Source organism: Caulobacter sp. (genome assembly GCF_039596335.1).
Lineage (GTDB): Bacteria > Pseudomonadota > Alphaproteobacteria > Caulobacterales > Caulobacteraceae > Caulobacter.
Window position 1 is genome coordinate 391,232 of record NZ_JBCNJZ010000002.1, and the last position, 23,586, is coordinate 414,817.

Sequence of the window (23,586 nt, forward strand, 5' to 3'; positions counted from 1 at the left end):
GTTTCAAGCGCCCTTCCCGATCCCTTCGGGGGCGAACAGCGGAGAAGACCATGCGTAAGCTCATCATCCTGGCCGCCATCGCCGCCAGCCTGTCCGTCGCCGCCTGCAACACCGTCGAAGGCGCCGGCCGCGACGTCTCGTCGGCCGGCCGCGCCGTCAGCGACACGGCCAGCGACGTGAAGAACAACTAGGAACGGTCCTCAGCCGTTCTTCGCGGAGGCCCGCCGGTTCATCCGGCGGGCCTTTGTTGTTTCTGGATTCAACGAAACCGTTTCCATTCTGCAACCCAAGGGCGTTCAGCCGATATCCGGCTGAAAAATCCTCGCGCAAGCTTCACCGCCTCTGAACCGAGGCGAAACCCGCTTGCCGACTGCCGATATCCAACCCGTCTTCGTGCACAGCGGCTGGCGTTGCTCCAGCACCTATGTCTGGCACCGGTTCCGGGCGCTGGCCGGCGTGCGCGCCTATTATGAGCCCTGGCACGAACAGCTGGCCCGGATCACCGCCCAGACCATCGACGCCGAAACGCCCGACAACAGCGGCCTGCGCCATCCCGGCGGGACCGAGCCCTATCTGAAGGAATTCCAAGTCGTTCTCGATCCGGCGGGCGGGGTGACAAACTTCAAGGCCGGCTTCGCTCTGGATCGCTTCTGGATCGAGCCCGAGGCCAGCGATCTGGGCCAGCAGGCCTATGTCGAGACCCTGGTCGAGGCCGCGCGCGTTCGGGGCGAGATCCCGGTCCTCGCCTGCTGCCGCACCCTGGGCCGGGTGGGCTGGCTCAAGCGACGGTTCGGCGGCTTCCACGTCGTGCTGGTTCGCGATCCCGTCCAGCAGTGGCTGTCGTTCTATTCGCTGCGCAAGCGGCCCCGGCCGACCTATTTCGAGCAGTGCCACTATGTCCTGCTGTCCGAGATGGCCGGCTGCGAAGACCTTTCCCGCACGATCCTGGGCCATGACTTCGAAGGCGTGGGGACCCTGGCCGACCGGCTGGCCGCCGTGCGCAGCAAGCTCAAGCGCGCTCCGGCCGGCGTGTCGTTCCAGGCCTTCCTGGCGGTGTGGTTGCGCTCATACCTGAAGGCTCTGCCCCAGGCCGACCTGGTGATCGACGTCGATCGGCTGGCTCGCGACCAGATCTATGCCCGCCAGATCGAGGCGGCGATCCAGGTCGGCTGCGGCCTGACACCCGACTTCTCCGACTGCCGCACGCCGGCCCCGCACGGCATCGCGCCGCCGGTGCAATGGCGTCGGGCCGCGCGCGAGGTCGTCGACCTGATGGACCTGCACGGGGCGGTGGTCGGCCCGGACGCGCCGGAGATCCTGTTCCGCAAGCTCGCGCCCGCCTTCGCCGCGGTGACGCCGGCGCCGGTCGGGGCGGTGACGAAGGTGAAAGAGGCGCTGGGCGGCCTGGTCGGCGGCGCCGTGCTCAGCAGGGCCTATGCGGCGGCGGCCGCGGCGCGCACCGACGGATCGCGCAGATAGATGCCCGTCCCGCCTGGCGCAGGCGCCAGGATGTTCTCGAAGTCCGAAACGTCGTCCTCGGCGTCCAGCACCAGCACGCCATCGGCCGGCAGCAGGGCGACCAGGGCCGCGACCACCTTGCCGCGCAGCGACGCGTCCATGCCGCGCAGCACGCCGCGCAGCAGGATGATGTCGAAGCGGCCCATGGCCGACAGGTCGGCCAGCAGGTTCAGCCGCCGCCAGCGCACCATCTGGCGGATGCGCGGCGAGATCGCCCAGGTGTCGTCCTGGTTCTCGAAATACTTGATCAACATGCGGATCGGCAGGCCGCGCTGGACCTCGAACTGCGTGTAGAGGCCGGCCTGGGCCTTCTCCAGCGCCCGTTCCGACAGGTCCGAGCCGAAGAATTCAAACCGCGTGCCGGTCGCCAGATTGCCGGCCTCGTGGGCGGCGATGGCGATCGAATAGACTTCCTGGCCGGTGGCGCAGGCCGCGCTCCAGACGCGGATAGGGCTCTCGCGGCGGCGCTGGGACAGGGCCGGCAGCACATCGTCGCGCAGGGCGGCGAAGGTCTCGCGACCGTTGAAGAAGGTGGTTTCGCCGCGGCACAGGGCCTCGACCACGGCCCAGATCAGCCGATCTTCGCGGCTGGCGCGCAGAGCCGCGATCAGGGCGTCGATCGAGTCATAGCCCTCGCGGCGCGCAAGCGGCGAGAGGCGGCTTTCGATGAGATAAGGTTTCTCGATCTCGACCCGCACGCCGGCGCGGGCGCGGCCCAGGGCCGCCAGCAGGTCCATGTCCTCGGGCGTCACAGCAGGCCCGCCTCGGCGAACTTCGCCTGGATGATGTCGCCGTCAAACGGCTTCATGATGTATTCGTCCGCGCCGGCGTCCAGGGCCGCGCGGATATGGTCGACGCTGCTCTCGACGGTGCAGAACACCACCTTGGGCGCGTCGCCGCCGGGCTCGGCCCGCAGATTGCGCAGGAATTCCAGGCCGTTCATCACCGGCATGTTCCAGTCCAGCAGCACGGCGTCAGGCATGGCCGCGCGACACCACGCCAGGGCCTCCATACCATCGGCGGCCTCAGCGATCTCGAAGCCGATGTCCTCCAGGACTCGGCGGGCGACCTTGCGGATCACCCGGCTGTCGTCGACCACCAGACAGGTCTTCACGGCATGCTCCAATCCAGGCCGCTATCGTGCGAGCGGTCTGGTTAAGGAGCGGTTTGCCCAAACCCGGATCGGGCTGCGGCAAATGTAACATTTACAGTGGAGTTAGGCGGGGACCCAGGCGGCGATGCTGGCGCGCTCCTCGCCGATCTCGACGGCGACCTGGCCGCCGGCCGCGCGGACCAGGGCGTTCAGATAGGCGGCCTGCACCCACGGACCGCCCAGGCCCTCGGCCAGGGGCTCGCCCTTCAGGCCGGCCAGCACCTCAGGACGCAGACGGGCGCGGGGACCGGCCGCGTCGGCGATGATCGAGAAGCGGCCGTCGCCGGCCACGGCCTTGATCGTCGCCACGCCGCCGGCCGGCAAGGCGCTGGCGGCGATCTGAGCGATATTGAGCACCGCGCGCGAAGACGGCTTGTTCATCGCCTGCGGCTCGATTTGCCAGTCGAGCGAGGGGCGCACGTGGGCGAACACGCCCTGGGCCAGTTTTTCCAGCTCGCGGGAGTCGAAGTTCTCGGCTGAGGCCGAAGCGCCGAACGCCACGCGGGTGAATTGCAGCAGGTCGGCCAGCTTGCGGGCCGACGAGGCGATCAGGTTCATGGCGTCGTCGCGCATGTCCTGGGCGGCCGGATCGTCCAGCAGGTCCAGGCCCGAGACGATGGCGCTGGCCGGGCTGATGAAGTCGTGGCACAGGCGCGCGGCCAGCATGGCGGCGAAATCGGGGCCTTGGACGTCCGTTTCGGGGGACGCGGGAGCCGGGGTCTCGGAAACGGTGTCGGTCATGGCGGCGGAGTTTGTCGTGATTTGAGGCTTTGGCAAACCGGCGCTCGCCTCTATGGGAAAGGCCGTGATCGATCCGTTTCTAGAGCCGGGCGTCCTGGTGCGCCATCCCAACCAACCCGATTGGGGGCTGGGGCAGGTTCAATCCGTGATCGGACACCGCGTGACCGTCAATTTCGAAGAGGCCGGCAAGCAGACCATCGACGCCACGCGCGTGCGTCTGGTCTTCGTCGGCGACGACCCCAGGGGATAGGCATGAGCAGCGAGAACCTCGCAGACTGGGGCCGCCAGCTGGCGCTGATCACCGAGGAGGCCGCCAAGGTCATCCTGCCGTTCTGGAAGACCGAGCTGGCCGTGGCCCAGAAGGCCGACGAGAGCCCCGTCACCGAGGCCGATCGCGCCGGCGAGCGCCTGATCCTGCAGCGCCTGGCCGAGCTCTATCCGGATGTTCTGGTGATCTCCGAGGAGCACGCCAGCGAATTTGGCACGCCCGACGCGGTCGGTTCGCGCTTCTTCCTGGTCGATCCGGTCGACGGCACCAAGGCCTTCGTGCGCGGTGACCCCAACTTCACGGTCAATATCGGCCTGATCGAGAACGGCCTGGCGGTGGCCGGCGCCGTCTGCGCCCCGGCCACGGGCGAGGTGTGGTTCACCACGGCCGAGGGGGCGGTCAAGCGCGCCGGGCCGGACGCGCCCGAGACGCCGGTGCGGGTGCGTCCCTGGCCGAAAGGCGAGGCGCTTGGCCTGGTCAGCCACACCATGCGCGAGGAAAAGGCCGCCGAACTGGCCGCCGAGTACGGCTTCGACCTGCGCGCGCCAATGGATAGCTCGATCAAGATGTGCCGCATCGCTGAAGGCTCGGCCGACATCTATCCGCGTCATGGCCCGACCTCGGAGTGGGACACCGCCGCTGGTCATGCCGTGCTGGTCGCCGCGGGCGGGGCCTTCACCCAGCCCGACGGCTCGCCGTTCACCTACGGCAAGGCCGACCAAAGCTTCCGCAACGGCTGGTTCGTGGCCCGCGGCGGCTAGAGGGCGACCTCTTCGGGCGCGATTTCGGGCGGCGTCGTCAGGATCGTGCCGACCGAGGCGGCGATGATCGCGCCGATGGCCAGCCATTGGGTCAGGGCCAGGTGCTCGCCCAGGATTACCAGGCCCGCCAGCGCGCCCACAGCCGGCTCGGCGCTCAGCATGACGCCGAAGCTGCGCTTGGGAATGCTGCGCAGGGCGATCATCTCCAGCGAGTAGGGGATGGCGCTGGACAGCACCGCCGCGGCCAGGCCCATGCCAACGTACTTCAGGTGGAAGAGCTCGGCCCCGGCCGAAGCGATGCCGATCGGGGCGACGATCAGGGCCGCCGTGGTCATGCCCAGGGCCACCGAGCGCCCGGCGTGCAGGTGGCCGATCCGCTTGCCCAGGATGATGTAGAGCGCCCACATCACCGCTGCGACGCAGGCGAAGCCGACGCCGACCGTGTCCAGATGCGTCGCGCTGTCGCCGATCGGCAGCAGCAGGCCCAGGCCCAGAACGGCGAGGCCGATCCAGACGAAGTGGATCAGCTTGCGCGAATAGGCCACCGCCACCAGCAGCGGGCCCATGAACTCGATGGCGATCGCCAGGCCCAACGGGATCGTGCGCAGCGCCATGTAGAAGCTGAGGTTCATCACCCCGACGGCCGCGCCATAGGCGGCGACCTTCTTGAGGTCCGCGCGGGTGATGGGGTGACGCCATGGCCGCCAGATCAGCAGCAGGATGATGGCGGCGAAGGTGACGCGATAGGCCGTCGTGCCGGCGGCGCCGACGGCGGGAAACAGGCTCTTGGCGAACGAGGTGCCGACGCACAGCGTGACGATCGAGCCGAACAGGGCGGCATAGGGCAGAAGATGCGGACGGGAGGCGGACATGGGGTCCTAATACGGACCCAAACCTATCCCGTCATCCCGCGCTTCATGCGCGGGACCCATTGTTCAGCTTTCACGTGAGAGCCTGGTTCCGCTCCGCACCTGCGGCGGACAAATGGGTCCCGCGCACAGGGCGCGGGATGACGAGCTATTTCAGGTCGTTACTTCTTCACCCAACCGCCATCCAGCGGCTTCCAGTACTGGCCCGGGCCCACCTTGGCGTAGAGTTGCTTGGCGGTGGCCTGGCCGGCCGCTTCGGGGGTCACGCCGGTCTTGGCGGCGATGTCCTTGTAGGCGGCGGTGCGGCCGGTGTTGATCTCGGCCACCGCGGCGCGCAGGGCCGCGTCCCCGCCGGACACGATGCCCAGATAGCCGTCGGCCTGCTCGCCGACCGTGCCCGAGGCCTTGCCGGCGTCCACCGCCGCCTTGGCGGCAGCCGACTGGGCCAGGGCCAGGTTCGCGCCGGCGGCGGTCATCGCCAGGCCCAGCGCCAGAACCGTCATCGTCTTGCGGATCATGTCGGTTCCTCCTTCTTAGAACAGGTTCGGGTTCTGCTGGATCAGCGACTGGACTTCCTTGTCCAGCCGCACGCGCACGTCGGCGTCCAGCTTGGCGTAGATGTTGATCGGATCGACCTTGACGCGGACGGTCGGCGTGCACGCGGCCGCGCCGAGCGCTCCCGTCGCGATCAGGGCCATCAAGAGGGCGCGCTTTCTCATGCGTTGGTCTCCATTGCGGACGCGAGATTGGCCGGTCACGGTTGAACCGAACCTGAACGGGGCGGGGCCGCTTCCTCCTCGGCGAACGAGCGGCGCCAGGCCGCCAAAAGCTCGTCGAAGTTCAGCGACGTGTCGAGGGTCAGATCGACCGGCGTCTTGGCCGGCAGAGCGATGCGCTTGTTGAACGCCTGGCCGCGGATCAGGTCGAGGATGCCGACCCGGGCCTTCTCGGCGACCTTGGGATCGTGCTCGCCCTTGATGTGGAACAGCACGCCCAGGCGGCCCTTGTCGGTGCTGTTGACACCGGCTTCCAGCTGCTCGAACGCCAGGTTCTCCATGGCCTGATAGGCGAAGTCCTGGATGGCGTTGACCTGGGCGGGCGCGGCGGGCGGCGCGCCCGGGGCGTCGGCCGGGCTGGCCTCGACGTTCGACAGGGCGGCGCGCGACAGCTCCACTCGGCCGGGCTGGATCGCCCGGATCTTGCCGTCCTGGAAGCGCAGGCCCTCGGGACCGAAGGTGAAGGGCAGGCGCCCGTCGATCACCGCCTCGACCTTGACCTTGTCGGCCAGCGACGAGGCGGCGAGCAGTTCGCCCAGGTCCAGATGCTCGATGACGATGACGCCGCGCATGGTCTTGTCCAGGCCCAGCGGCACGTCGATCGGCTCGATCGACACGCGCCCCTTGGCGGCCTCGAAACTGGCCTTGGAGATCGACAGGCTGTCGGCGCCCAGCTGGAACACCGACTCGATGGCGGTCAGCGGCACGATGGAGTCGACGCGCACCACCTTCAGGCTCTGGCCCGGACGGGTGGTCAGCGGGGCCAGGCTGTCGAAGTCGACCGCGCCGTCCAGGGTGGCGACGAAGCCGATCGGGCTGGTGAAGTCGATTTCCTTGGCTTCCAGGCGGCCTCGGCTGGTCGCGCCCTTGTCGTCCCAGGCGAAGACGCCGGTGAAGCTGGCAGGCCCTTGGGCGTTCTTGGCGAAGGCGGCCATCGGCGACAGGTCGGCCGGCTGCAGCCCGTCCTTGGCGAAGGCCAGCTTGGAGGCGTCGATATCGGCCTGGCCCTTGCCGGTGGCCACCACGTGACGAAGTCGGATCTCGCCCAGCGACTGGCCGATCGGGGTTTCGGCCTGGAAGGTCCCGCCCCAGACGCCGGCTGACAGCGTCAGGCCACCCTTGGCGAGAATGCTGTTGAAGCGGCGCTCGGCGGCGGCGTCGGTGATCGCCGCGCCGTCGACGCGGACATTGGCGTGGTCGAAGCCGCCGGTTCCGCCCAGGGTCGCCTCGCCCTTGATGTTGCTCAAGGTCGCTTCGGCGACCTTCAGCGCGCCTTCGCCCTCCTCGAAACGCAGGGCCGCGCTCCAGCCGTTGGCGCCGGCGGTGACCAGCGGGGCCTTGGCCGGGCACAGGCGCGCCTTGATGCCGGTGACGGGCGCATCGCCCAGGGCATAGGCCTTGGCGGTGATCGGCGCGCACTTGGACTGGGTGAGGGTGAAGCGGCCGCCGGCGATCCGCGCCTGGCCGTCGATCTGGGTGGTGACGCCCTCGATCGGCGGCAGGTCGAAATTCTCGGTAGCTAGCGACAGCGGCGAGGTCATGACTCCGCCGGCCATCTTCCAGTTGGGCGCCAGCGCCTTGACGGTGGGCAGGCCGCCGCCGGACAGCGCGACCTGAAGGGCCCCGCGCGCGCCCTCGGGGCCGGCGTCGACCAGCAAGCCCTTCGGCGCGCTGGCGGTCAGGGTCACGCCGTTGGGCGCGGCCAGGCGGGCTTGTTCGGGCAGAGTGACCCGCGTGCGGCCGCCCTTCATGTCGACCGCGAAGGCCGGCAGGGCCAGGTCGAAGGTCCGCAGGGCCTGGCTCAGCGGCTTGCCGTAGGCGGGGTTGGGGATCAGGGCGGCCAGCCGCTCGGCGTCGGGACCCGAGACTCCGCTGCGGCCGCCGGCCGAGCCGGCCAGGGTCAGGGCCAGGCCGCCGGGGCCCTGGTCCAGCTTGCAGCGGGCGTTCAGCTCGGCATTGGCCAGCGCCAGGGCGCCGGAGGCCAGCCGCGCGGCGGCAGCGTCGATGGCCAGCGGGCCGTTCACGGTCGCGCCCTGGGCGTCGAGGATGAAGGCCAGGTTCGACGAGCCGGCCTTGGCCTTCAGGCCGCTGAGGGCGGTCCCCGCCGCCAGGGCCTGGCGGGCGTCAAGATTGGCCTCGACCGCGCCCCGAGCCGTGGTGCGGTCCTTGCGGTGGTCAACGGTGATGCGTGGTGCGGACAAGGCCAGGCTGGCGCCGCGCGCGTCCAGCGACGGGGCCAGCAGGCGCTCGCCCCGCAGGTTGCCGCGCGAACGGCCCAGGAAGGCGAAGGCGTCCAGCCCGCCGTCCAGGCGGCCGGCCAGGGTCAGGTCGCCGGCCAGCTTCTCGGCCTGGCTGTCGCCGATCCGGCCGCCCTCGGCGCGCAGGGCCAGGCGGGCTTCCAGCGGTCCGCTGGCGGCCATCTTGGCCAGGTCCGGATAGGGCAGGTCGGCGCTGAGCTTGGCGTCGGCGTCGGCCAGCTCGGCGGCCTCGGCCTCCAGGCTGTCGATGGCCATGGTGACCTCGACCGTCAGCCGGTCGCCGCGCTTGCGGGCGGTCACCGTCGCGCCCTGGGCGTCGATCGCCAGGTTCTGGACGGCGTAGCGCAGCGGGGCCAGGCGGCCGTCGAACCGCAGCAGCTGGCCGTTGTCCAGGCTAGCGTCGCCGGTGATGCGCGCGCGGCCGCCGGGGGTGATCAGATCGACGCGGGCGTCTTCGACCAGCACGGCCGGACCCGGGACGTTCGGCTTCTTGGGCGACTTCAGGAATTCGTCCAGCAGCGGCTGCAAGGCGCCGAAGCTGAGTTGGCCCTTCTGGTCGATACTGGCCATCACGCGCGGACGGACCAGGCGCACGGCCTTGGTCTGGATGCCGAACGTCTCGCCGTTCCAGGGCGTGGAGAGGTCATAGGCCACTTCCAGCCGGTCGGCGGCGAACACCGGGGCGTTGCGCGACCCCAGGCGCACCCGGCCGGTGAAGCCGGTGGCGTCCAGGTCGTCCAGCTCGACGGCGGCCTCGATGCCGTGGTCGCGCAGCCAGCTCTCGGCCAGCTCGCGGCTGATCTCGCGGCGGCCCGACCACACGACCAGACCCGTGGCGATGAAGGCCAGCATCGACAGCGACAGGGCTTCCAGGCCCAGGTCGATCAGCCGCTCGCGGCGGCCCCACGTCGGGGTGGGCGTCTTCTTGCTGTCGGGGGCGGTCGAAGGCTCGGCCATCGGATCCTGAAAAGCTCGCGTTCCTAAAAGCCCCCCCGGCTCAGCTTCGATCCCTAGCGGGAAAATCCAAGCACGTCCTGCATGTCGTAGAGGCCTGGCGGCTTTCCCTTTACCCAGGCGGCGGCCTTGACCGCGCCGCGGGCGAACAGGCCCCGGTCGATGGCCGAGTGCGACAGGGTCAGGCTCTCGGACTCGCCGGCGAAGATCACGCTGTGCTCGCCGATGATGCCGCCGCCGCGCACGACCGAAAAGCCGATATTGCCCTCGACGCGCGGACCGGTGACGCCGTCGCGGGCGCGGTCGGCCACGGCCTCCAGATCGACGCCGCGGCCCTGCGCGGCCGCCTCGCCCAGCATCAGGGCCGTGCCCGAGGGGGCGTCGACCTTGCGCTTGTGGTGGGCCTCATAGACCTCGATGTCCCAATCCTCGGCGGGCAGGGCGGCGGCGGCCTGGCGCACCAGACCCATCAGCATGTTGACGCCCAGCGAGTAGTTGCCCGAGCGGACAATCGCCACCTTGGTCGCGGCGGCCTCGATGCGGGCCAGCTGCTCGGGCGAGAAGCCGGTCGAGCCGATGATCAGGGCCGGCGCGTGGGCGTGGTGGACGGCGCGGGCCGCGGCGGCTTCGGCCAGCAGGGCCGAGGCCTCCGGAAGCGTGAAGTCGATCACTGCGTCGGCGGCGGCCAGGGCGGCATCAGCGGTCACCAGATGCTCGCCCTCGGCGCCCGGACGGTCGAAGCGGGCGGCCAGCACGACCTCGTCGCGGGTCTCCACCACCTGGATCACGGCCTGGCCCATGCGGCCTAGGGCGCCGGCGACGGCGATCTTCACGGGCTGGGACAAGGTTCTTCCTCTTACGCGTAGTCGGATTCCTGATCGCCTTTCAGCCGCCGCAGGTCAACCTTTCGAACCCTTACGGAGCGTAAGCCTCGTTGACGCAACGCCAATCCTAACAAGCGTTTGCTGGGATTTTCCAACGTCGGCCGGTTGTGACGCGGCGCCCCCATCGCTACGCTGGACGGCGCATAAGGGCGCGTTCGCACCGATCGGCGCGCCCCTTCATCGACTTGCGCAGGAAATGGGGAACGCCGGATGAGCGACGCGGAACGCAAGACCTTCACGGACGAGGAGGCCTTGGCCTTCCACCGCTACCCGCAGCCCGGCAAGCTGGCGGTGACCCCGACCAAGCCGATGGCGACCCAGCGCGACCTCAGCCTGGCCTATTCGCCCGGCGTCGCCGTGCCGGTCCACGCCATCGCCGCCGATCCCGACGCCGCCTATGAGTACACCTCGAAGGGCAACATGGTCGCCGTGATCTCGAACGGCACCGCCATTCTGGGTCTGGGCGATCTGGGCGCGCTGGCCAGCAAGCCGGTGATGGAGGGCAAGAGCGTCCTCTTCAAGCGCTTCGGCGACGTCGACAGCATCGACATCCTGGTCAGCTCCAAGGATCCCGACGAGATCATCACGGTGGTCAAGAACATCGGGATCACCTTCGGCGGCATCAATCTGGAAGACATCAAGAGCCCCGAGTGCTTCCGCATTGAGACCGAGCTGCAGGACCTGCTCGACATTCCGGTGTTCCACGACGACCAGCACGGCACGGCGATCATCTGCGCCGCCGGCCTGATCAACGCCTGCCACATCACCGGCAAGAAGCTGGAGGACGTGAAGGTCGTGCTGAACGGCCCCGGCGCGGCGGGGATCGCCTCGCTGGAGCTGATCAAGGCCATGGGCGTCCACCCGCAGAACGTCATCGCGGTGGACAGCAAGGGCGTGCTCTACGAGGGCCGCACCGAAGGCATGAACCAGTGGAAGAGCGCCCACGCGGTCAAGACCGACAAGCGCACCCTGGCTGAAGCCGTCGCCGGCGCCGACGTGCTGCTGGGTCTCTCGGCCAAGGGCGCCTTCACGCCCGAGATGATCGCCTCGATGGCTCCCAATCCGGTCATCTTCGCCATGGCCAATCCCGATCCGGAGATCACGCCCGAAGAAGTCCACGCCATCCGCAAGGACGCGATCATGGGCACGGGCCGCAGCGACTATCCCAACCAGGTCAATAACGTCCTGGGCTTCCCCTATATCTTCCGCGGCGCCCTCGACGTGCGCGCGCGTCGTGTGAACCACGAAATGAAGATCGCCTGCGCTCAGGCCTTGGCCATGCTGGCCCGGGAAGACGTGCCGGATGAGGTCGCCGCCGCCTATCACGGCCGCCAGCTGAAGTTCGGCCCCAACTACATCATCCCGTCGGCCTTCGATCCGCGCCTGATCTGGTACGTGCCGCCGTTCGTGGCCCAGGCGGCCATGGACACCGGCGTCGCCCGCCGTCCGATCGCCGACATGGACGCCTATCGCGCCGGCCTGGCCCAGCGCCTGGATCCGACCGCCGGCTTCCTGCAGAAGATCTCCGGCTCGGTGCTGGCCAATCCCAAGCGCATCGTGTTCGCGGAGGGCGAGGACCCCAGCGTCATCCGCGCCGCCTATGCCTTCCAGAGCGGTGGTTTCGGCAAGGCCATCCTGTGCGGCCGCGAGAACCTGGTGCACGAGAACATGCGCCTGGTGGGCCTGGATCCGGCGACCACCGAGCTCGAGATCCACAACGCCCGCCTTTCCGACCGCAATCCGGACTATGTCGATGCGCTGTACGCCCGCCTGCAGCGCCAGGGCTATCTGAAGCGCGACGTCCAGCGCCTGATCAACCAGGACCGCAACAGCTTCGCAGCCTCGATGGTCACCCTGGGCGAGGCCGACGGCATGGTCACCGGCGTCACCCGCAGCTTCGACCAGGCCCTGGAAGAGGTGCTGCGCGTCGTCGACCCGGCCCCTGGCGGCCGGATCATGGGCATGTCGGTGGTGCTGGCCAAGGGCCGCACCGTCTTCGTGGCCGACACCAACGTCACCGAACTGCCCGACAGCGACGAGCTCGTCGAGATCGCCTGCGAGGCCGCCCGCGCCGTCAAGCGCCTGGGCTTCAAGCCGCGCGTGGCCTTCATGAGCTATTCCACCTTCGGCAATCCGATGGGCGAACGTTCCGACAAGGTGCGCGAGGCCGTGGCGATGCTCGACGAGATGGACGTCGACTTCGAGTACGAGGGCGAGATGCCGCCCGAGCTGGCCCTGGATCCGGAAAAGCGCGCCAACTATCCGTTCATGCGCCTGACCGACAGCGCCAACATCCTGGTCATGCCGGCCATCCACTCGGCCTCGATCGCCACCAAGCTGGTGCAGTCGCTGGGCGGCGCCACGGTGATCGGACCGGTGCTGCTGGGCCTGTCCAAATCGGTGCAGATCGCGCCGCTGTCGGCCTCGGTGTCCAAGATCCTGAACATGGCCATGATGGCCGCCTACGACCAACCGGTCGAGGAGAACGCATAAGCTTGACCACAACCTGCGCGGCAGGGCGTCGCACCGTCTTTTCCAGTGCGCGCCCGGCCCCATCTAAGTCCTGTCGGCAACAGTAAGCCGGCGCGTAAGCCCTCCGGCCGGCGTCATTCCCTTGCGGCGCCGGCCGGCCCTTACGCCTTGCGCACGCGGGCGCCGGCGCGGCTCAATCCCCGGCGTTCGCCACCTAGAACCTCACGAAATCAAGTGCTTGTTGATTTTTCGCGCGATCGAATGATCCGCGTTCAGGGCCGTGCTCATACTCTCTGCACCTGACGGCTTGGAAGGGACGTCCGGCCGGCGATCGTGACGGCTGTCAGGGGTGGTCGAGCGGGGGTGGCCTGGGCTGAAATCGCCCAGGCGCTCCGGGACCGGGGTCGTCGCCTCGGCCCGCCCGTCGGGGGCCTCTTTCGGAAGCGGGTTAAAACCCCGCGCGTCGATGGCTCATCGGATAACGGCTGCGCGGAGCGTCTGGCTTCGTCGAAACGGTACTCTAGTTCAAACACTCCGGACGTGGTCCGGACGCTCCGCTTCCCTTTCTGTGACTTCAGCGGGCAGCCGCGTGAAGCGGCGGACTCATGACTGGCCCCCACCTGACCTGCTGCGCAGGTCTGTCCGCCCCCAAGCGGGGCGGAGAGATTTCTCCTCCCCCTGTTGGGGGAGGGGGACCGGCGAAGCCGGTGGAGGAGCCAGCGCCGTCAAAACGCCTCGCTGACGATGGTCCCGTCCAGGAGCAGCGCGGCGCGTTTCAGGCCGCTCGAAGCGAACGGCATGGCCACCTCGCCGTCGCGATCCACGGAGACCAGACCGCCATGACCCCCCAGGTCCGCCACGCCCTGTATCGCCGCGCGAGCGGCCTCTTCCAGGCTCTGGCCGCCGAAGCGAATCCGGTGGGCGATCTGCACCCCCACGGCCGTGCGGATGAAGTACTCGCCCTGGCCGGTGCAAGAGACGGCGGCATGGCCGTCGGCCCAGGCCCCGGCCCCGATGATCGGGCTGTCGCCGACCCGCCCCGGCAGCTTGCCGAACACCCCGGCCGTCGAGGTCGCCGCGGCCAGGCGTCCTTCGGCGTCGCGGACCACGCAACCGACCGTGCCAGTGGGCAGCGCATCCGGCGGATGGTTGTCCTCGAACGCGCCGGCCTGGGTGAACCAGGTCGCCGGATCCTCGACGCTCTCCAGGCCTTGGGCGCGGGCGAAGTCGATGGCCCCCTGGCCGGCCAGCATCACGTGCGGGGTCTTCTCCATCACCGCGCGGGCAGCCAGGATCGGGCTCTTGAAGCCCTGCAGGGCCGCGACCGAGCCGGCCTTCAGGCTAGCGCCGTCCATCAGGCTGGCGTCCAGTTCGTATTCGCCGTCGGCGTTGGGCGAGGCGCCCTTGCCGGCGATGTAGAGGCCGCTGGCCTCCAGCCCGACCACGGTCTCGACTGCGACGTCCAGGGCGCTGGCGCCGGCGGCCAGCCGGTCGCGCGCCGCTTCGACCAGGCCGCGCATGTGGGCGATCTCGACGCTGTAGTCATGACCGGGCTTGGCGCCCGCGCCGCCGTGCAGCGCGAGGCTAAAACGTTTGTTTGACATTCTGCTTCCTTGGGCCGGCGCCCTGCGCTAGCGTCGGCTTGATTAAAGATAAATATCGGGAGAAGCGAGATGAAGGCGGTGCTCAGCAAGGTGGTCGGCGGACCCGAGACCCTGGTGCTGGAAGAACTGCCCGATCCCGTCGCGGGACCCGGCCAAGTGCTGATCAACGTCAAGGCCTGCGGTGTCAACTATCCCGACGTGCTGATCATCGAGGACAAGTACCAGTTCAAGCCCCAGCGCCCGTTCGCGCCGGGCGGCGAGGTGTCGGGCGTGATCTCGGCGGTGGGCGAGGGCGTGACCCGCTTCAAGGTCGGTGACCGCGTGCTGGCCTCGACCGGCTGGGGCGGTTACGCCGAGAAGCTGGCCCTGGAAGAGCAGCGCTGCACCCACATTCCCGACAACATGCCCTTCGACGAGGCCGCGGCCTTCGTCCTGACCTACGGCACCTCGTACTACGCCCTGAAGGATCGGGGCCACGTGAAGCCGGGCGAGACCCTGCTGGTCCTGGGCGCCGCCGGCGGCGTCGGCCTGGCCGCGGTGGAGCTGGGCAAGGCGATGGGGGTGCGCGTTATTGCCGCAGCCTCCAGCCAGGAGAAGGTCGATCTGGCCATCAAGCACGGCGCCGACAGCGGCGTCGTCTACCCCCGCGGCCCGTTCGACAAGGACGGCCAGAAGGCGCTGGCCAGCCTGATCAAGGACGCCTGCGGACCCAACGGCTGGGACGTCGCCTATGACGCGGTCGGCGGCGACTATTCGGAGGCCACCATCCGCGCGGCGGGCTGGAACGGCCGCTTCCTGGTCATCGGTTTCCCGTCCGGGATTCCGAAAATCCCGTTGAATCTCACGCTGTTGAAGTCGTGCGACATCGTCGGAGTGTTCTGGGGCGCGGCGGTGGCGCGCGATCCCAAGGGCCACGCCCAGAACCTCAAGGAACTGATGGACCTCTACGCGGCCGGCAAGATCAAGCCGTACGTCTCCGAGCGTTTCCCGCTGGCCCGGGCCGGTGACGCGATCGCCCACCTGTCCAGCCGCAAGGCGATGGGCAAGGTCGTCATCACCGTCGACTAACATGGTCATTTAGCGTGGTTAAAAGTCGCTAAGTATCCTTTTTAGCGAAAGAAACAGGATACCCGCCGCAGACTGTCTCCAAGATTAGGAGACCTGCGGCGATGTTCGTCCAGAATGAACAAGGCGGTGCGCCAAGCGGTGGGGGCGATGTGGCGCCGGCCGCGGTGCGCCGTCCTTATCGTCTGAACCGGCGCCCGGAAGAGCGCGTGCAGGTGCTGGGCGGGACCATGGATCTGGTGCGTCCCGAAGAAGTCTTTCACTTCGTCACCGGCAAGCTGGCGGCGGGCCAGAGCGCGATCGTGGCCAACCACAATCTCCACAGCCTCTACCTGATCGGCAAGGACCACCAGATCGGTGAGTTCTACAAGGCCGCCGACCTGATCGAGGTCGATAGCGTGCCGCTGATCTTCTGGGCGCGCCTGGTCGGCCGCGCCAGCCGGCGCTTCCACCGCTGCACCTATCTGGACTGGCGCGACGACTTCTGGGCGCTGGCCGCTCGCAAGAGCTGGAAGGTCTTCTTCGTCGGCGGCGCCCCGGGCGTGGCCGAGAAGGCGATCGCGCGCGTCCAGCAGGACTATCCGGCGGCGCAGATCGCCAGCCACCACGGCTATTTCGACGTCACGCCCGGCTCGGCCGAGAACGAGGCGGTGGTCGCCAAGATCCGCGCCTACAAGCCCGACATCGTCCTGGTTGGCATGGGCATGCCGCGCCAGGAGATCTGGACGCTGGAGAACCACAAGGCCTACGGCCCGGCCGTGACCTTCACCGTCGGCGGGGCCTTCGATTATGAGGCCGGCGTTCAGCAGGCCGCGCCGCGCTGGATGGGTCCGATGGGCATGGAGTGGCTGTACCGGCTGATGGCCGACCCGCAGCGTCTGTTCTCGCGCTACTGCGTCGAGCCCTGGTCGCTGATCGGCCCGGCGTGCCGCGATCTTGCGCGCGTTGCGACCCGGCGTGGTCCCAATAGCGACGTCCGCGCCGCGGAAAACGCGCGCTGGGAGCAAATGCGTGCACGGAACGAAGGTGCGCGTTAATGATCGTTTCAGTAAAAGCGTTCGTGATCTCCAAAGAGGGGCTTGGGGGATAATGGGCCTGGATGTTCGTGTCATGACGCTGGAGGCCAATGAGCGCTCCGGCTTTACGCACCGCGCCGTCGCGGGACTGGGCCTGGTGGGACTGGCCCTGGCCTGGGCCGTGCTGCTTGTGCCGTGCATGCTGTGGCTGGGTGTGACTCACCTGGGCCGCCTGCTGCAGCCGCTGGTTCGCCGCCCGGCCTGATTTCCCTGTGGCATTTGCCTGGGTCGGCTGGGGAATAGCCCCTAGCCAACACCTGTTTGCTCCGCGAATATGATCATTGATCACCCTGCCCACTGAGAGGCTGGGGACGCGGAGGAATTTCCATGGTCGGACGTCTGGACGGCAAGGTCGCCGTCGTCACCGGAGGCTGCTCGGGCATCGGCCTGGGCGCGGTCGAACTGTTCGTCGCGCAGGGCGCCAGCGTCGTCGCCGCCGACCTGCAGGACGAAAAGGGGCGGATGCTGGAGCAGCGTTTCCCCGACAAGGTCCGCTTCCAGCGCTGCGACGTCACCGCCGACGACGATCTGGCCGCCACGATGGCGCTGGCTGAGAGCGCGTTCGGCGGCCTGGACATCCTGTTCAACAACGCCGGCCATGGCGGCACGCCCGCAGGGGTCGCGGAACTGACCGCCGAGGGCTGGGACAAGACCTTCGCCCTTCTGGTGCGCGGCCCGGCCATGGGCATGAAGCACGCCACGCCCCTGATGCTGAAGCGTGGCGGCGGCTCGATCATCAACACCGCCTCGATCGCCGGCCTGCAGGCGGGCTTCGGGCCGCTGGCCTATTCGGCGGCCAAGGCGGCGGTGATCCACATGAGCCGCTGTGCGGCGGCCGAGCTGTCGCCGCTGAAGATCCGGGTCAACGCCATCTGCCCGGGCCTGATCGCCACCTCGATCTTCGGGGCCTCGATGGGGCTGCCGCGCGAGGTTGCCGATCAGATGGCCGCCCAGGTCGCCCAGATCGGCCCCAAGATCCAGCCGGTTCCCAAGTCGGGCCTGCCCGAGGACATCGCCGCCGCCGCCCTCTATCTGGCCAGCGACGACTCGGTGTTCGTGACCGGCACGCACATCGTCGTCGACGGCGGCATCACGGTCGGTCCGCGCAGCGCCTGGGACAAGAACACGCCTTCGCCGATCCTGGCCGCCATGGGCATCTCGCCCGAGCAGGCCGAGGCGATGCGCGCCCAGCTGATCGCCGCCGGCGGGGCGGGTTGACCCTCACCCCAAACCTGCGTGGCGCCGTGTGGATGCTGGCCTCGGCGGTCGGCTTCACGGCGATGACCACCCTGATCAAGTTCCTGGGCGACGACTATCCGGCCGCCCTGCAGACCTTCTATCGCCAGCTGGCGGGGGTGATCGTGCTCCTGCCGCTGATCGCCTGCGACTGGCGCGGAGCGTTCCGCACCACGCGGCCGGGGATACTGGTCTTCCGCTCCAGCGCCGGGGTGCTGGCGCTGATCCTGGGCTTCTACGCCTATCAGAAACTGCCCCTGGCCGACGCCAACGCCCTGTCGTTCACCCGGACGCTGTGGCTGGTGCCGCTGGCGGCCTTCGTGCTGCGCGAGCCGATCGGCCCTTTAAGGATCGGCGCGGCCCTGGTCGGCTTCCTGGGCGTGCTGATCATGCTGCGGCCAGGCGCGGGCGGGGTTCAGGCCTGGCTGGGCTGGCCCCAGGCCGCGGCCCTGGCCTCGTCGCTGCTGTTTGCTTTGACCATCACCGGCATGAAGGTAATGACCCGCGACCACAGCCCGTTCGTGCTGCTGGTCTACGCCGCCGTGCTGGGCCTGGTGTTCGCCATTCCGCCCGCCCTGTTCGTCTGGCGCTGGCCGACCTGGCCGGACCTGGGCCTGCTGGCGGCCATGGGGGTGATCGGCACCTTCACGCAAGGGGCCTATATCAGGGGCATGCAGGCCGGCGAGGCGGCGGTCATGGCGCCGATCGACTACACGCGGCTGGTCTTCGCGGTCGGGGCCGGCTTCCTGCTGTTCCACGAGATCCCAAAGCCGGCGACCCTGGCGGGCGCGGCGATCGTCGTGGCCTCGACCCTGTTCATCTCCTGGCGCGAGCACCAGCTGTCGAAGCGCCAGGCGGCTCAGCCGGCGTAGGCGCGCCGCCACGCGACGAAACGGGCCAGGCCCTCCGCCAGCTTGACCTTGGGCTTGTAGCCGCACAGGGCGTGGATCTTGTCGATATTGGCGAAGGTGGCCGGCACGTCGCCCGGCTGCATCGGCAGCATGACCTTCTGGGCCTCGACGCCCAGCGCGGCTTCCAGCGTCGAGATCATCTCCATCAGCCCGACGGGATCGTTGTCGCCGATGTTGTAGACCTCGTGGCCGCCCTCACCCGGCGGATGCTCCAGGACACCCAGGATGCCGTCGACGATGTCGTCGATGAAGGTGAAGTCACGGGCCATCTCGCCCTCGCCATAGACGTCGATCGGCTCGCCCTTCAGCATTTTCTCGGTGAAGCTGAAATAGGCCATGTCCGGTCGGCCCCAGGGGCCATAGACGGTGAAGAACCGCAGGCCCGACTGCGGGAAGCCATACAGCCTGGCGTAGCTCTGGCTCAGCATCTCGCACGAACGCTTGGTGGCCGCGTACAGCGACACCGGATCATTGGCCGGATCGGTCTCGCGGAAGCCGTCGCCGTTCAGCGGCCGGTCGCCATAGACGCTGGATGAGCTGGCATAGACAAGGTGCTCGACGCCGGCGTGGCGGCAGGCTTCCAGCACCGCCAGGTGGCCGGCCAGGTTGCTGCGCTCATAGGCGAAGGGGTTCTCGATCGAGTAGCGGACCCCGGCCTGGGCGGCCAGATGCACGACCCGCTTGGCGCTGGAAGTCTTGACCAGGTCGGCGAAGGCTTGGTGCTCGGCGATGTCCAGGCGGACCATCGTGAAGCCCTCCCGGCCAGCCAGCCGGGCGGCCCGGGCGTCCTTCAGGGCCGGATCGTAATAGGCGTTGAAGACGTCGACCCCGATCACCGTCTCGCCGCGATTCAGCAGGCGTTCGGCCACATGCATGCCGATGAAGCCCGCGGCGCCCGTGACGATGATCGGAGTCGCCATGCCTCAGCCCCGACCGATCGAGGCGTAGGTGAAGCCGTGGCGGACCATCTCGGCCGGCTTGTAGACGTTGCGCAGATCGACGACGACGGGCGTGTTCATCAGGAGCTTCAGGCGGTCCAGGTCGAGGGCCCGGAATTGGTCCCACTCGGTCAGGATGACCAACGCATCGCCCCCCTCGGCAGCTTCATAGGCGCCGGACTTGAAGTCGACGTCCTCCAGTAGGTGGGCGGCTTCCTTGGCGCCTTCGGGATCGAAGGCCTGGACCTTGGCGCCCAGGGCCTGCAGGGCCGGGACGATGTCCAGGCTGGGGGCGTCGCGCATGTCGTCGGTGTTGGGCTTGAAGGTCAGGCCCAGCACGCCGATCGTTTTGCCGGTGAGGTCTTCCGCGCCGATGGCCTTGGCCACCTTGCCGGCCATGGCCTTCTTGCGGGCGTCGTTGACCTCGACCGTGGTCTCGATCAGCCGGGTCGGCGCGCCGTAGTCCTGGGCGGTCTTTACGAGCGCGATGGTGTCCTTCGGGAAGCACGAACCGCCGTAGCCGGGGCCCGCGTTCAGGAACTTGCCGCCGATGCGCTTGTCCAGGCCGATGCCCTTGGCGACCTGCTGAACGTCCGCGCCGACCACTTCGCAGAGATCGGCCATCTCGTTGATGAAGGTGATCTTCATCGCCAGGAACGCGTTGGCGGCGTACTTTATCAGCTCGCTGGTGCGACGGCCGGTGAAGACCAGCGGCGTCTCGTTCAGGGAGAGCGGGCGATAGAGGTCGCGCATCACCGCCTGGGCGCGTTCGTCGTCGGTGCCGACCACGACGCGGTCGGGGCGCTTGAAGTCCTCGATCGCCGCGCCTTCGCGCAGGAACTCGGGGTTCGACACCACAGCGAACTGGGCGTTCGGATTGGTCTTGCGGATGATGGCCTCGACCTCGTCGCCGGTGCCGACGGGCACGGTCGACTTGGTGACCACGACGGTGAAGCCATCGATCAGGCCGGCGATCTCTTCGGCGGCGGCATAGACGTAGCTGAGGTCGGCATGACCGTCGCCGCGACGGGTCGGCGTACCCACGGCGATGAACACCGCGTCGGCGTCCTGGATGGCCTGGGCACCTTCCAGGGTGAAGAACAGTCGGCCTTCACGCATGTTGCGGGCGACCAGGTCATCAAGGCCTGGCTCGAAGATCGGGATCTCGCCGCGCTCTAGCCGCTCGATTTTGCTGGGATCCTTGTCGATGCAGGTCACCACGTGACCGAAGTCGGCGAAACACGCCCCCGACACCAGGCCCACATAACCCGTGCCAATCATCGCTACGCGCATCGAAGCATCCTGGTCCGCATCCACAAGGACGCCGCGGCAAGCGGCGCTCCCGCCTAATCCAGCAATCGCCGCGCCGAGGCAAGCGGCCCCATCAAAACTGCGCGCACCGTGACATTCTCATGACCAGGAACGCCAGTTTCCCGGTAAAACTGTTGCGTCGACTTCAAGACCTTACGTAGCGAAACTGGGATTGCGCCGGGCCGCCGTTTTATTGAGGACCGTCAAGTTAAGGCAGGAAATTGCGCGAGGAATGAGCGCTACGGCCATTTGTCGCGCCCCGACTGTCGCAACGGTTTATTTGTAACTCCTGGCGTAGCTCTCTCCGGAAGTAACTCTCGGGGGACGTGCGTGCTGAAGTTCCTGAACTGCCTGACGACCGAGCATGACCTGCGTCTGGTGGTCGTCGCGGCGGTGGTCTGCATCGCCGGCTGTTTCACGACGTTCCGCCTATATTCACGGATGCGCGGGGCCCGCGGCCACGTGCGCGGCGCCTGGCTGCTGCTGACCGGCCTGGTGGCCGGGTCCAGCGTCTGGGCCACCCACTTCATCGCCATGGTCGCGTTCACCCCGGGCCTCAAGACCGGCTACAGCCCCAGCGGCACGCTGCTGTCGTTGATGATCGCGGTGGTGTTCATGGCCGCCGGCTTCGCGGTCGCCTCGGCCCAGCGCTCGACCACCAACGACCTGACCGGCGGCGTTCTGCTGGGTCTGGGCGTGGCGGCCATGCATTATATGGGCATGTCGGCCTTCGTGACCCAGGGCCAGCTGGTCTGGGAGCACGCCACGGTCGGCATGTCGGCCATCCTGGGCATCGGCGGCGCGGCCGCGGCCCTGGTCCTGGCGGGCACGGCCCGCACCATCAAGCGCCAGATGATCGGCGGCGGCGTGCTGTGCCTGGGCATCGTCTCGCTGCACTTCGTGGGTATGTCGGCCATCACCATCGTGCCGGACGCCACGATCGTCGTCCCCGATCAGCTGCTGTCGGGCGGCATCCTGACCCTGGCCGTCGGCTCGATCACCGGCATGATCATCCTGGGCGGCCTGGGCGCCGTCGCCATCGAATCCCAGACCTCGCGCTCGGCCCTCGAGCGCATCCGCCGCCTGGCCAACGCCGCCTATGAAGGCCTGGTCGTGGTCCAGTCGGGCAAGATCAACGACGCCAACGCCGCCTTCTGCGAACTGGCCGGCGCGCCGCTGTCGGAACTGGTGGGCCGCCCGCTGCTGGGCGCCATTCTGACCTTCGACGATGACGCCGCCGCCCGCGACGGCGTGCGCCGCGAGGGCAAGCTGGCGCCGGTCAATGGCGATCGCCAGATCCCGGTCGAGGTGTTCTCGCGCCTGATGGACGACGGCGCGCGCATCGAGACCACGGGCCTGACGGTCCTGGCCGTCCGCGACCTGCGCGAGCGTCGCGCGGCCGAGGAGAAGATCCGCTACCTGGCCGAACATGACGGTCTGACCGGCCTGCCCAACCGCAATTCGCTGCAGGCCCGCCTGGCCGCCGCCGTCGAGCGCGTCGAGGCCTCGGGCGAGAGCCTGTCGGTCATCTGCATCGACCTGGATCACTTCAAGGAAGCCAACGATCAGCACGGCCACGTGGCCGGCGACTCGCTTCTGGTCGAGACGGCCCGCCGCCTGCAGTCGGTCGTCCAGGCCCCGTCCTTCGCCGCGCGTCTGGGCGGTGACGAATTCATCGTGGTCCAGATCGCCGGTGGCGACCAGCCGACGGCGGCCGCCGAGCTGTCGGGTCGCCTGATCGACCTGCTGGCCGCGCCGGTGATGTACGACAGCCAGGAGCTGGCCATGGGCGCCAGCCTGGGCGTCAGCCTCTATCCCGACGACGGCCGCACCGCCGAGGCTCTGATGGCCAACGCCGACATGGCCCTGTACCGCGCCAAGGAAAGCGGCCGCGGCGTCTATCGCTTCTTCAAGCGCGAGATGGACGACAGCATCCGCGAGCGCCGCAACCTGGCCCGCGACCTGCGCCAGGGCATCGCCGACGAGGAGCTGGTGGTCCACTATCAGCCGCTGGCCCGCGCGGCCGACGGCGAGGTCTGCGGCTTCGAGGCCCTGGTCCGCTGGAACCACCCGACCCGCGGCATGATCTCGCCGCTGGAGTTCATTCCCGTCGCCGAGGAAAACGGCCTGATCGGTCCGCTGGGCGATTGGGTCCTGCGCCGCGCCTGCGCCGACGCCGCGTCCTGGGAAAAGCCGCTGCGCATCGCGGTCAACCTCTCGCCGATCCAGCTGCACAATCCGGCCCTGCCGACCCTGGTGCACGAGGTGCTGATCACCTCGGGCCTGTCGCCGTCGCGCCTCGAGCTGGAGATCACCGAGAGCGCCCTGTTCAAGGACTACCAGCGCGCCCTGGACAACCTGCGCCGCCTGAAGGCGCTGGGTGTGCGGATCGCCATGGACGACTTCGGCACCGGCTTCTCGTCGCTGTCGACCCTGCAGTCGTTCCCGTTCGACAAGATCAAGATCGACAAGAGCTTCGTCGAGAACATCCATCGCCACGACCGCGCCACTGTCATCGTGCGCGCCGTTCTGGGCCTGGGTCGCAGCCTGGAGATCCCCGTCGTGGCCGAGGGTGTCGAGACCGAGGAGCAGATCCTGTTCCTGCGCGGCGAGAACTGCACCGAGCTGCAAGGCTACGCCATCGGCCGCCCGGCCCCGGTCGACGCCATCGGCGCCTGGACCGTGGCCAGCGCTCAGGCGGTCGAGGCCATCGTTCCCTCCGCCGACCCGGCTCGCCGCTCGGCCTGACCCTGATCGGAACCTCCGTCTGCCTGGAACGTTAGGCGAAGCC

The 23,586-nt window shown here is 68.6% G+C and carries 22 protein-coding genes and 1 pseudogene; 12 read left to right on the forward strand and 11 right to left on the reverse strand.

All coding sequences use genetic code 11. The annotated features are described in order from the left end of the window. The first annotated feature begins 50 nt into the window (after positions 1-50). Positions 51-191, forward strand: coding sequence for an entericidin A/B family lipoprotein (locus ABDW31_RS05940; protein WP_172267491.1), 141 nt, complete (start codon positions 51-53; stop codon positions 189-191). A gap of 172 nt (positions 192-363) precedes the next feature. Then, entirely contained in the window at positions 364-1,479 is a 1,116-nt protein-coding gene (locus tag ABDW31_RS05945; protein WP_221444597.1) for a hypothetical protein, read from the forward strand. Here ABDW31_RS05945 and ABDW31_RS05950 read toward each other — a convergent pair. The 3 genes from ABDW31_RS05950 to chpT form a co-directional block, all read right to left on the reverse strand. After that, a complete protein-coding gene (locus tag ABDW31_RS05950; RefSeq protein WP_184715463.1) occupies positions 1,434-2,270 on the reverse strand; it encodes a protein-glutamate O-methyltransferase CheR in 837 nt (278 codons plus the stop codon). The two genes, ABDW31_RS05945 and ABDW31_RS05950, sit on opposite strands and share 46 nt — an antisense overlap. Further along, entirely contained in the window at positions 2,267-2,644 is a 378-nt protein-coding gene (locus ABDW31_RS05955; RefSeq protein ID WP_184715465.1) for a response regulator, read from the reverse strand. The genes ABDW31_RS05950 and ABDW31_RS05955 overlap by 4 nt, the downstream gene beginning before the upstream one ends. A 90-nt stretch (positions 2,645-2,734) precedes the next feature. Next, positions 2,735-3,412: a histidine phosphotransferase ChpT gene (chpT, locus tag ABDW31_RS05960; RefSeq protein WP_184715467.1), complete on the reverse strand. Its 678-nt coding sequence runs from the start codon at positions 3,410-3,412 to the stop codon at positions 2,735-2,737. Positions 3,413-3,476: 64 nt separating this feature from the next. Between chpT and ABDW31_RS05965 the strand changes: the two genes are divergently transcribed. Both ABDW31_RS05965 and cysQ read left to right on the forward strand, forming a co-directional pair. Next, positions 3,477-3,662 carry a DUF3553 domain-containing protein gene (locus ABDW31_RS05965; protein WP_184715469.1) on the forward strand — a complete coding sequence of 62 codons (186 nt, stop codon included), beginning with the start codon at positions 3,477-3,479 and terminating at the stop codon, positions 3,660-3,662. A gap of 2 nt (positions 3,663-3,664) precedes the next feature. Then, positions 3,665-4,441, forward strand: coding sequence for a 3'(2'),5'-bisphosphate nucleotidase CysQ (gene cysQ, locus ABDW31_RS05970; RefSeq protein ID WP_184715471.1), 777 nt, complete (start codon positions 3,665-3,667; stop codon positions 4,439-4,441). Here cysQ and ABDW31_RS05975 read toward each other — a convergent pair. Next, entirely contained in the window at positions 4,438-5,313 is an 876-nt protein-coding gene (locus ABDW31_RS05975; protein ID WP_184715472.1) for a DMT family transporter, read from the reverse strand. The two genes, cysQ and ABDW31_RS05975, sit on opposite strands and share 4 nt — an antisense overlap. Before the next feature lie 58 nt (positions 5,314-5,371). On the opposite strand from ABDW31_RS05975, the pseudogene ABDW31_RS05980 reads away from it, so the two are divergent. Next, positions 5,372-5,455: pseudogene (locus tag ABDW31_RS05980) on the forward strand (hypothetical protein); the annotation flags it as partial. A 16-nt stretch (positions 5,456-5,471) separates the two neighbouring features. On the opposite strand, the gene ABDW31_RS05985 reads toward ABDW31_RS05980, so the two are convergent. The 4 genes from ABDW31_RS05985 to dapB are packed head-to-tail and all read right to left on the reverse strand — an operon-like array spanning position 5,472 to position 10,143. After that, complete coding sequence (locus ABDW31_RS05985; RefSeq protein WP_184715474.1) at positions 5,472-5,828, reverse strand: DUF1318 domain-containing protein; 357 nt, start codon at positions 5,826-5,828, stop codon at positions 5,472-5,474. A 15-nt stretch (positions 5,829-5,843) separates the two neighbouring features. After that, positions 5,844-6,029, reverse strand: a complete 186-nt coding sequence (locus tag ABDW31_RS05990; protein WP_024265977.1) for a YnbE family lipoprotein — start codon at positions 6,027-6,029, stop codon at positions 5,844-5,846. Positions 6,030-6,064: 35 nt separating this feature from the next. Then, entirely contained in the window at positions 6,065-9,301 is a 3,237-nt protein-coding gene (locus tag ABDW31_RS05995; RefSeq protein WP_184715476.1) for a YdbH domain-containing protein, read from the reverse strand. Between the two features lie 53 nt (positions 9,302-9,354). Beyond that, entirely contained in the window at positions 9,355-10,143 is a 789-nt protein-coding gene (dapB, locus tag ABDW31_RS06000; RefSeq protein ID WP_184715478.1) for a 4-hydroxy-tetrahydrodipicolinate reductase, read from the reverse strand. Between the two features lie 249 nt (positions 10,144-10,392). On the opposite strand from dapB, the gene ABDW31_RS06005 reads away from it, so the two are divergent. Then, positions 10,393-12,675, forward strand: coding sequence for an NADP-dependent malic enzyme (locus ABDW31_RS06005; protein WP_184715480.1), 2,283 nt, complete (start codon positions 10,393-10,395; stop codon positions 12,673-12,675). Between the two features lie 704 nt (positions 12,676-13,379). Here ABDW31_RS06005 and ABDW31_RS06010 read toward each other — a convergent pair. Next, positions 13,380-14,258, reverse strand: coding sequence for an isoaspartyl peptidase/L-asparaginase (locus ABDW31_RS06010; protein ID WP_184715481.1), 879 nt, complete (start codon positions 14,256-14,258; stop codon positions 13,380-13,382). 69 nt (positions 14,259-14,327) lie between these two features. On the opposite strand from ABDW31_RS06010, the gene ABDW31_RS06015 reads away from it, so the two are divergent. The 5 genes from ABDW31_RS06015 to ABDW31_RS06035 all read left to right on the forward strand — a co-directional run bounded on the left by ABDW31_RS06015 (position 14,328) and on the right by ABDW31_RS06035 (position 18,507). After that, positions 14,328-15,326, forward strand: a complete 999-nt coding sequence (locus ABDW31_RS06015) for an NADPH:quinone oxidoreductase family protein (RefSeq protein WP_184715483.1) — start codon at positions 14,328-14,330, stop codon at positions 15,324-15,326. Between the two features lie 101 nt (positions 15,327-15,427). After that, positions 15,428-16,360, forward strand: coding sequence for a WecB/TagA/CpsF family glycosyltransferase (locus tag ABDW31_RS06020; protein ID WP_184715485.1), 933 nt, complete (start codon positions 15,428-15,430; stop codon positions 16,358-16,360). 52 nt (positions 16,361-16,412) lie between these two features. Further along, positions 16,413-16,604, forward strand: coding sequence for a hypothetical protein (locus ABDW31_RS06025; RefSeq protein WP_184715488.1), 192 nt, complete (start codon positions 16,413-16,415; stop codon positions 16,602-16,604). Positions 16,605-16,726: 122 nt separating this feature from the next. After that, the gene (locus ABDW31_RS06030; protein ID WP_184715490.1) at positions 16,727-17,617 is read left to right on the forward strand and encodes a glucose 1-dehydrogenase; all 891 of its coding nucleotides are present in this window, start codon (positions 16,727-16,729) and stop codon (positions 17,615-17,617) included. Beyond that, complete coding sequence (locus ABDW31_RS06035) at positions 17,614-18,507, forward strand: DMT family transporter (RefSeq protein ID WP_184715492.1); 894 nt, start codon at positions 17,614-17,616, stop codon at positions 18,505-18,507. Before ABDW31_RS06030 ends, ABDW31_RS06035 begins: the two co-directional genes overlap by 4 nt. Here the strand turns inward: ABDW31_RS06035 and ABDW31_RS06040 are convergent. Then, positions 18,495-19,466, reverse strand: coding sequence for an NAD-dependent epimerase/dehydratase family protein (locus ABDW31_RS06040; RefSeq protein ID WP_184715494.1), 972 nt, complete (start codon positions 19,464-19,466; stop codon positions 18,495-18,497). The two genes, ABDW31_RS06035 and ABDW31_RS06040, sit on opposite strands and share 13 nt — an antisense overlap. Positions 19,467-19,469: 3 nt before the next feature. Next, entirely contained in the window at positions 19,470-20,777 is a 1,308-nt protein-coding gene (locus ABDW31_RS06045; protein ID WP_184715496.1) for a UDP-glucose/GDP-mannose dehydrogenase family protein, read from the reverse strand. Between the two features lie 348 nt (positions 20,778-21,125). Between ABDW31_RS06045 and ABDW31_RS06050 the strand changes: the two genes are divergently transcribed. Continuing rightward, on the forward strand, positions 21,126-23,543 hold the full coding sequence (locus ABDW31_RS06050) for an EAL domain-containing protein (protein WP_184715498.1): 2,418 nt from the start codon (positions 21,126-21,128) through the stop codon (positions 23,541-23,543). Positions 23,544-23,586: the final 43 nt, after the last annotated feature.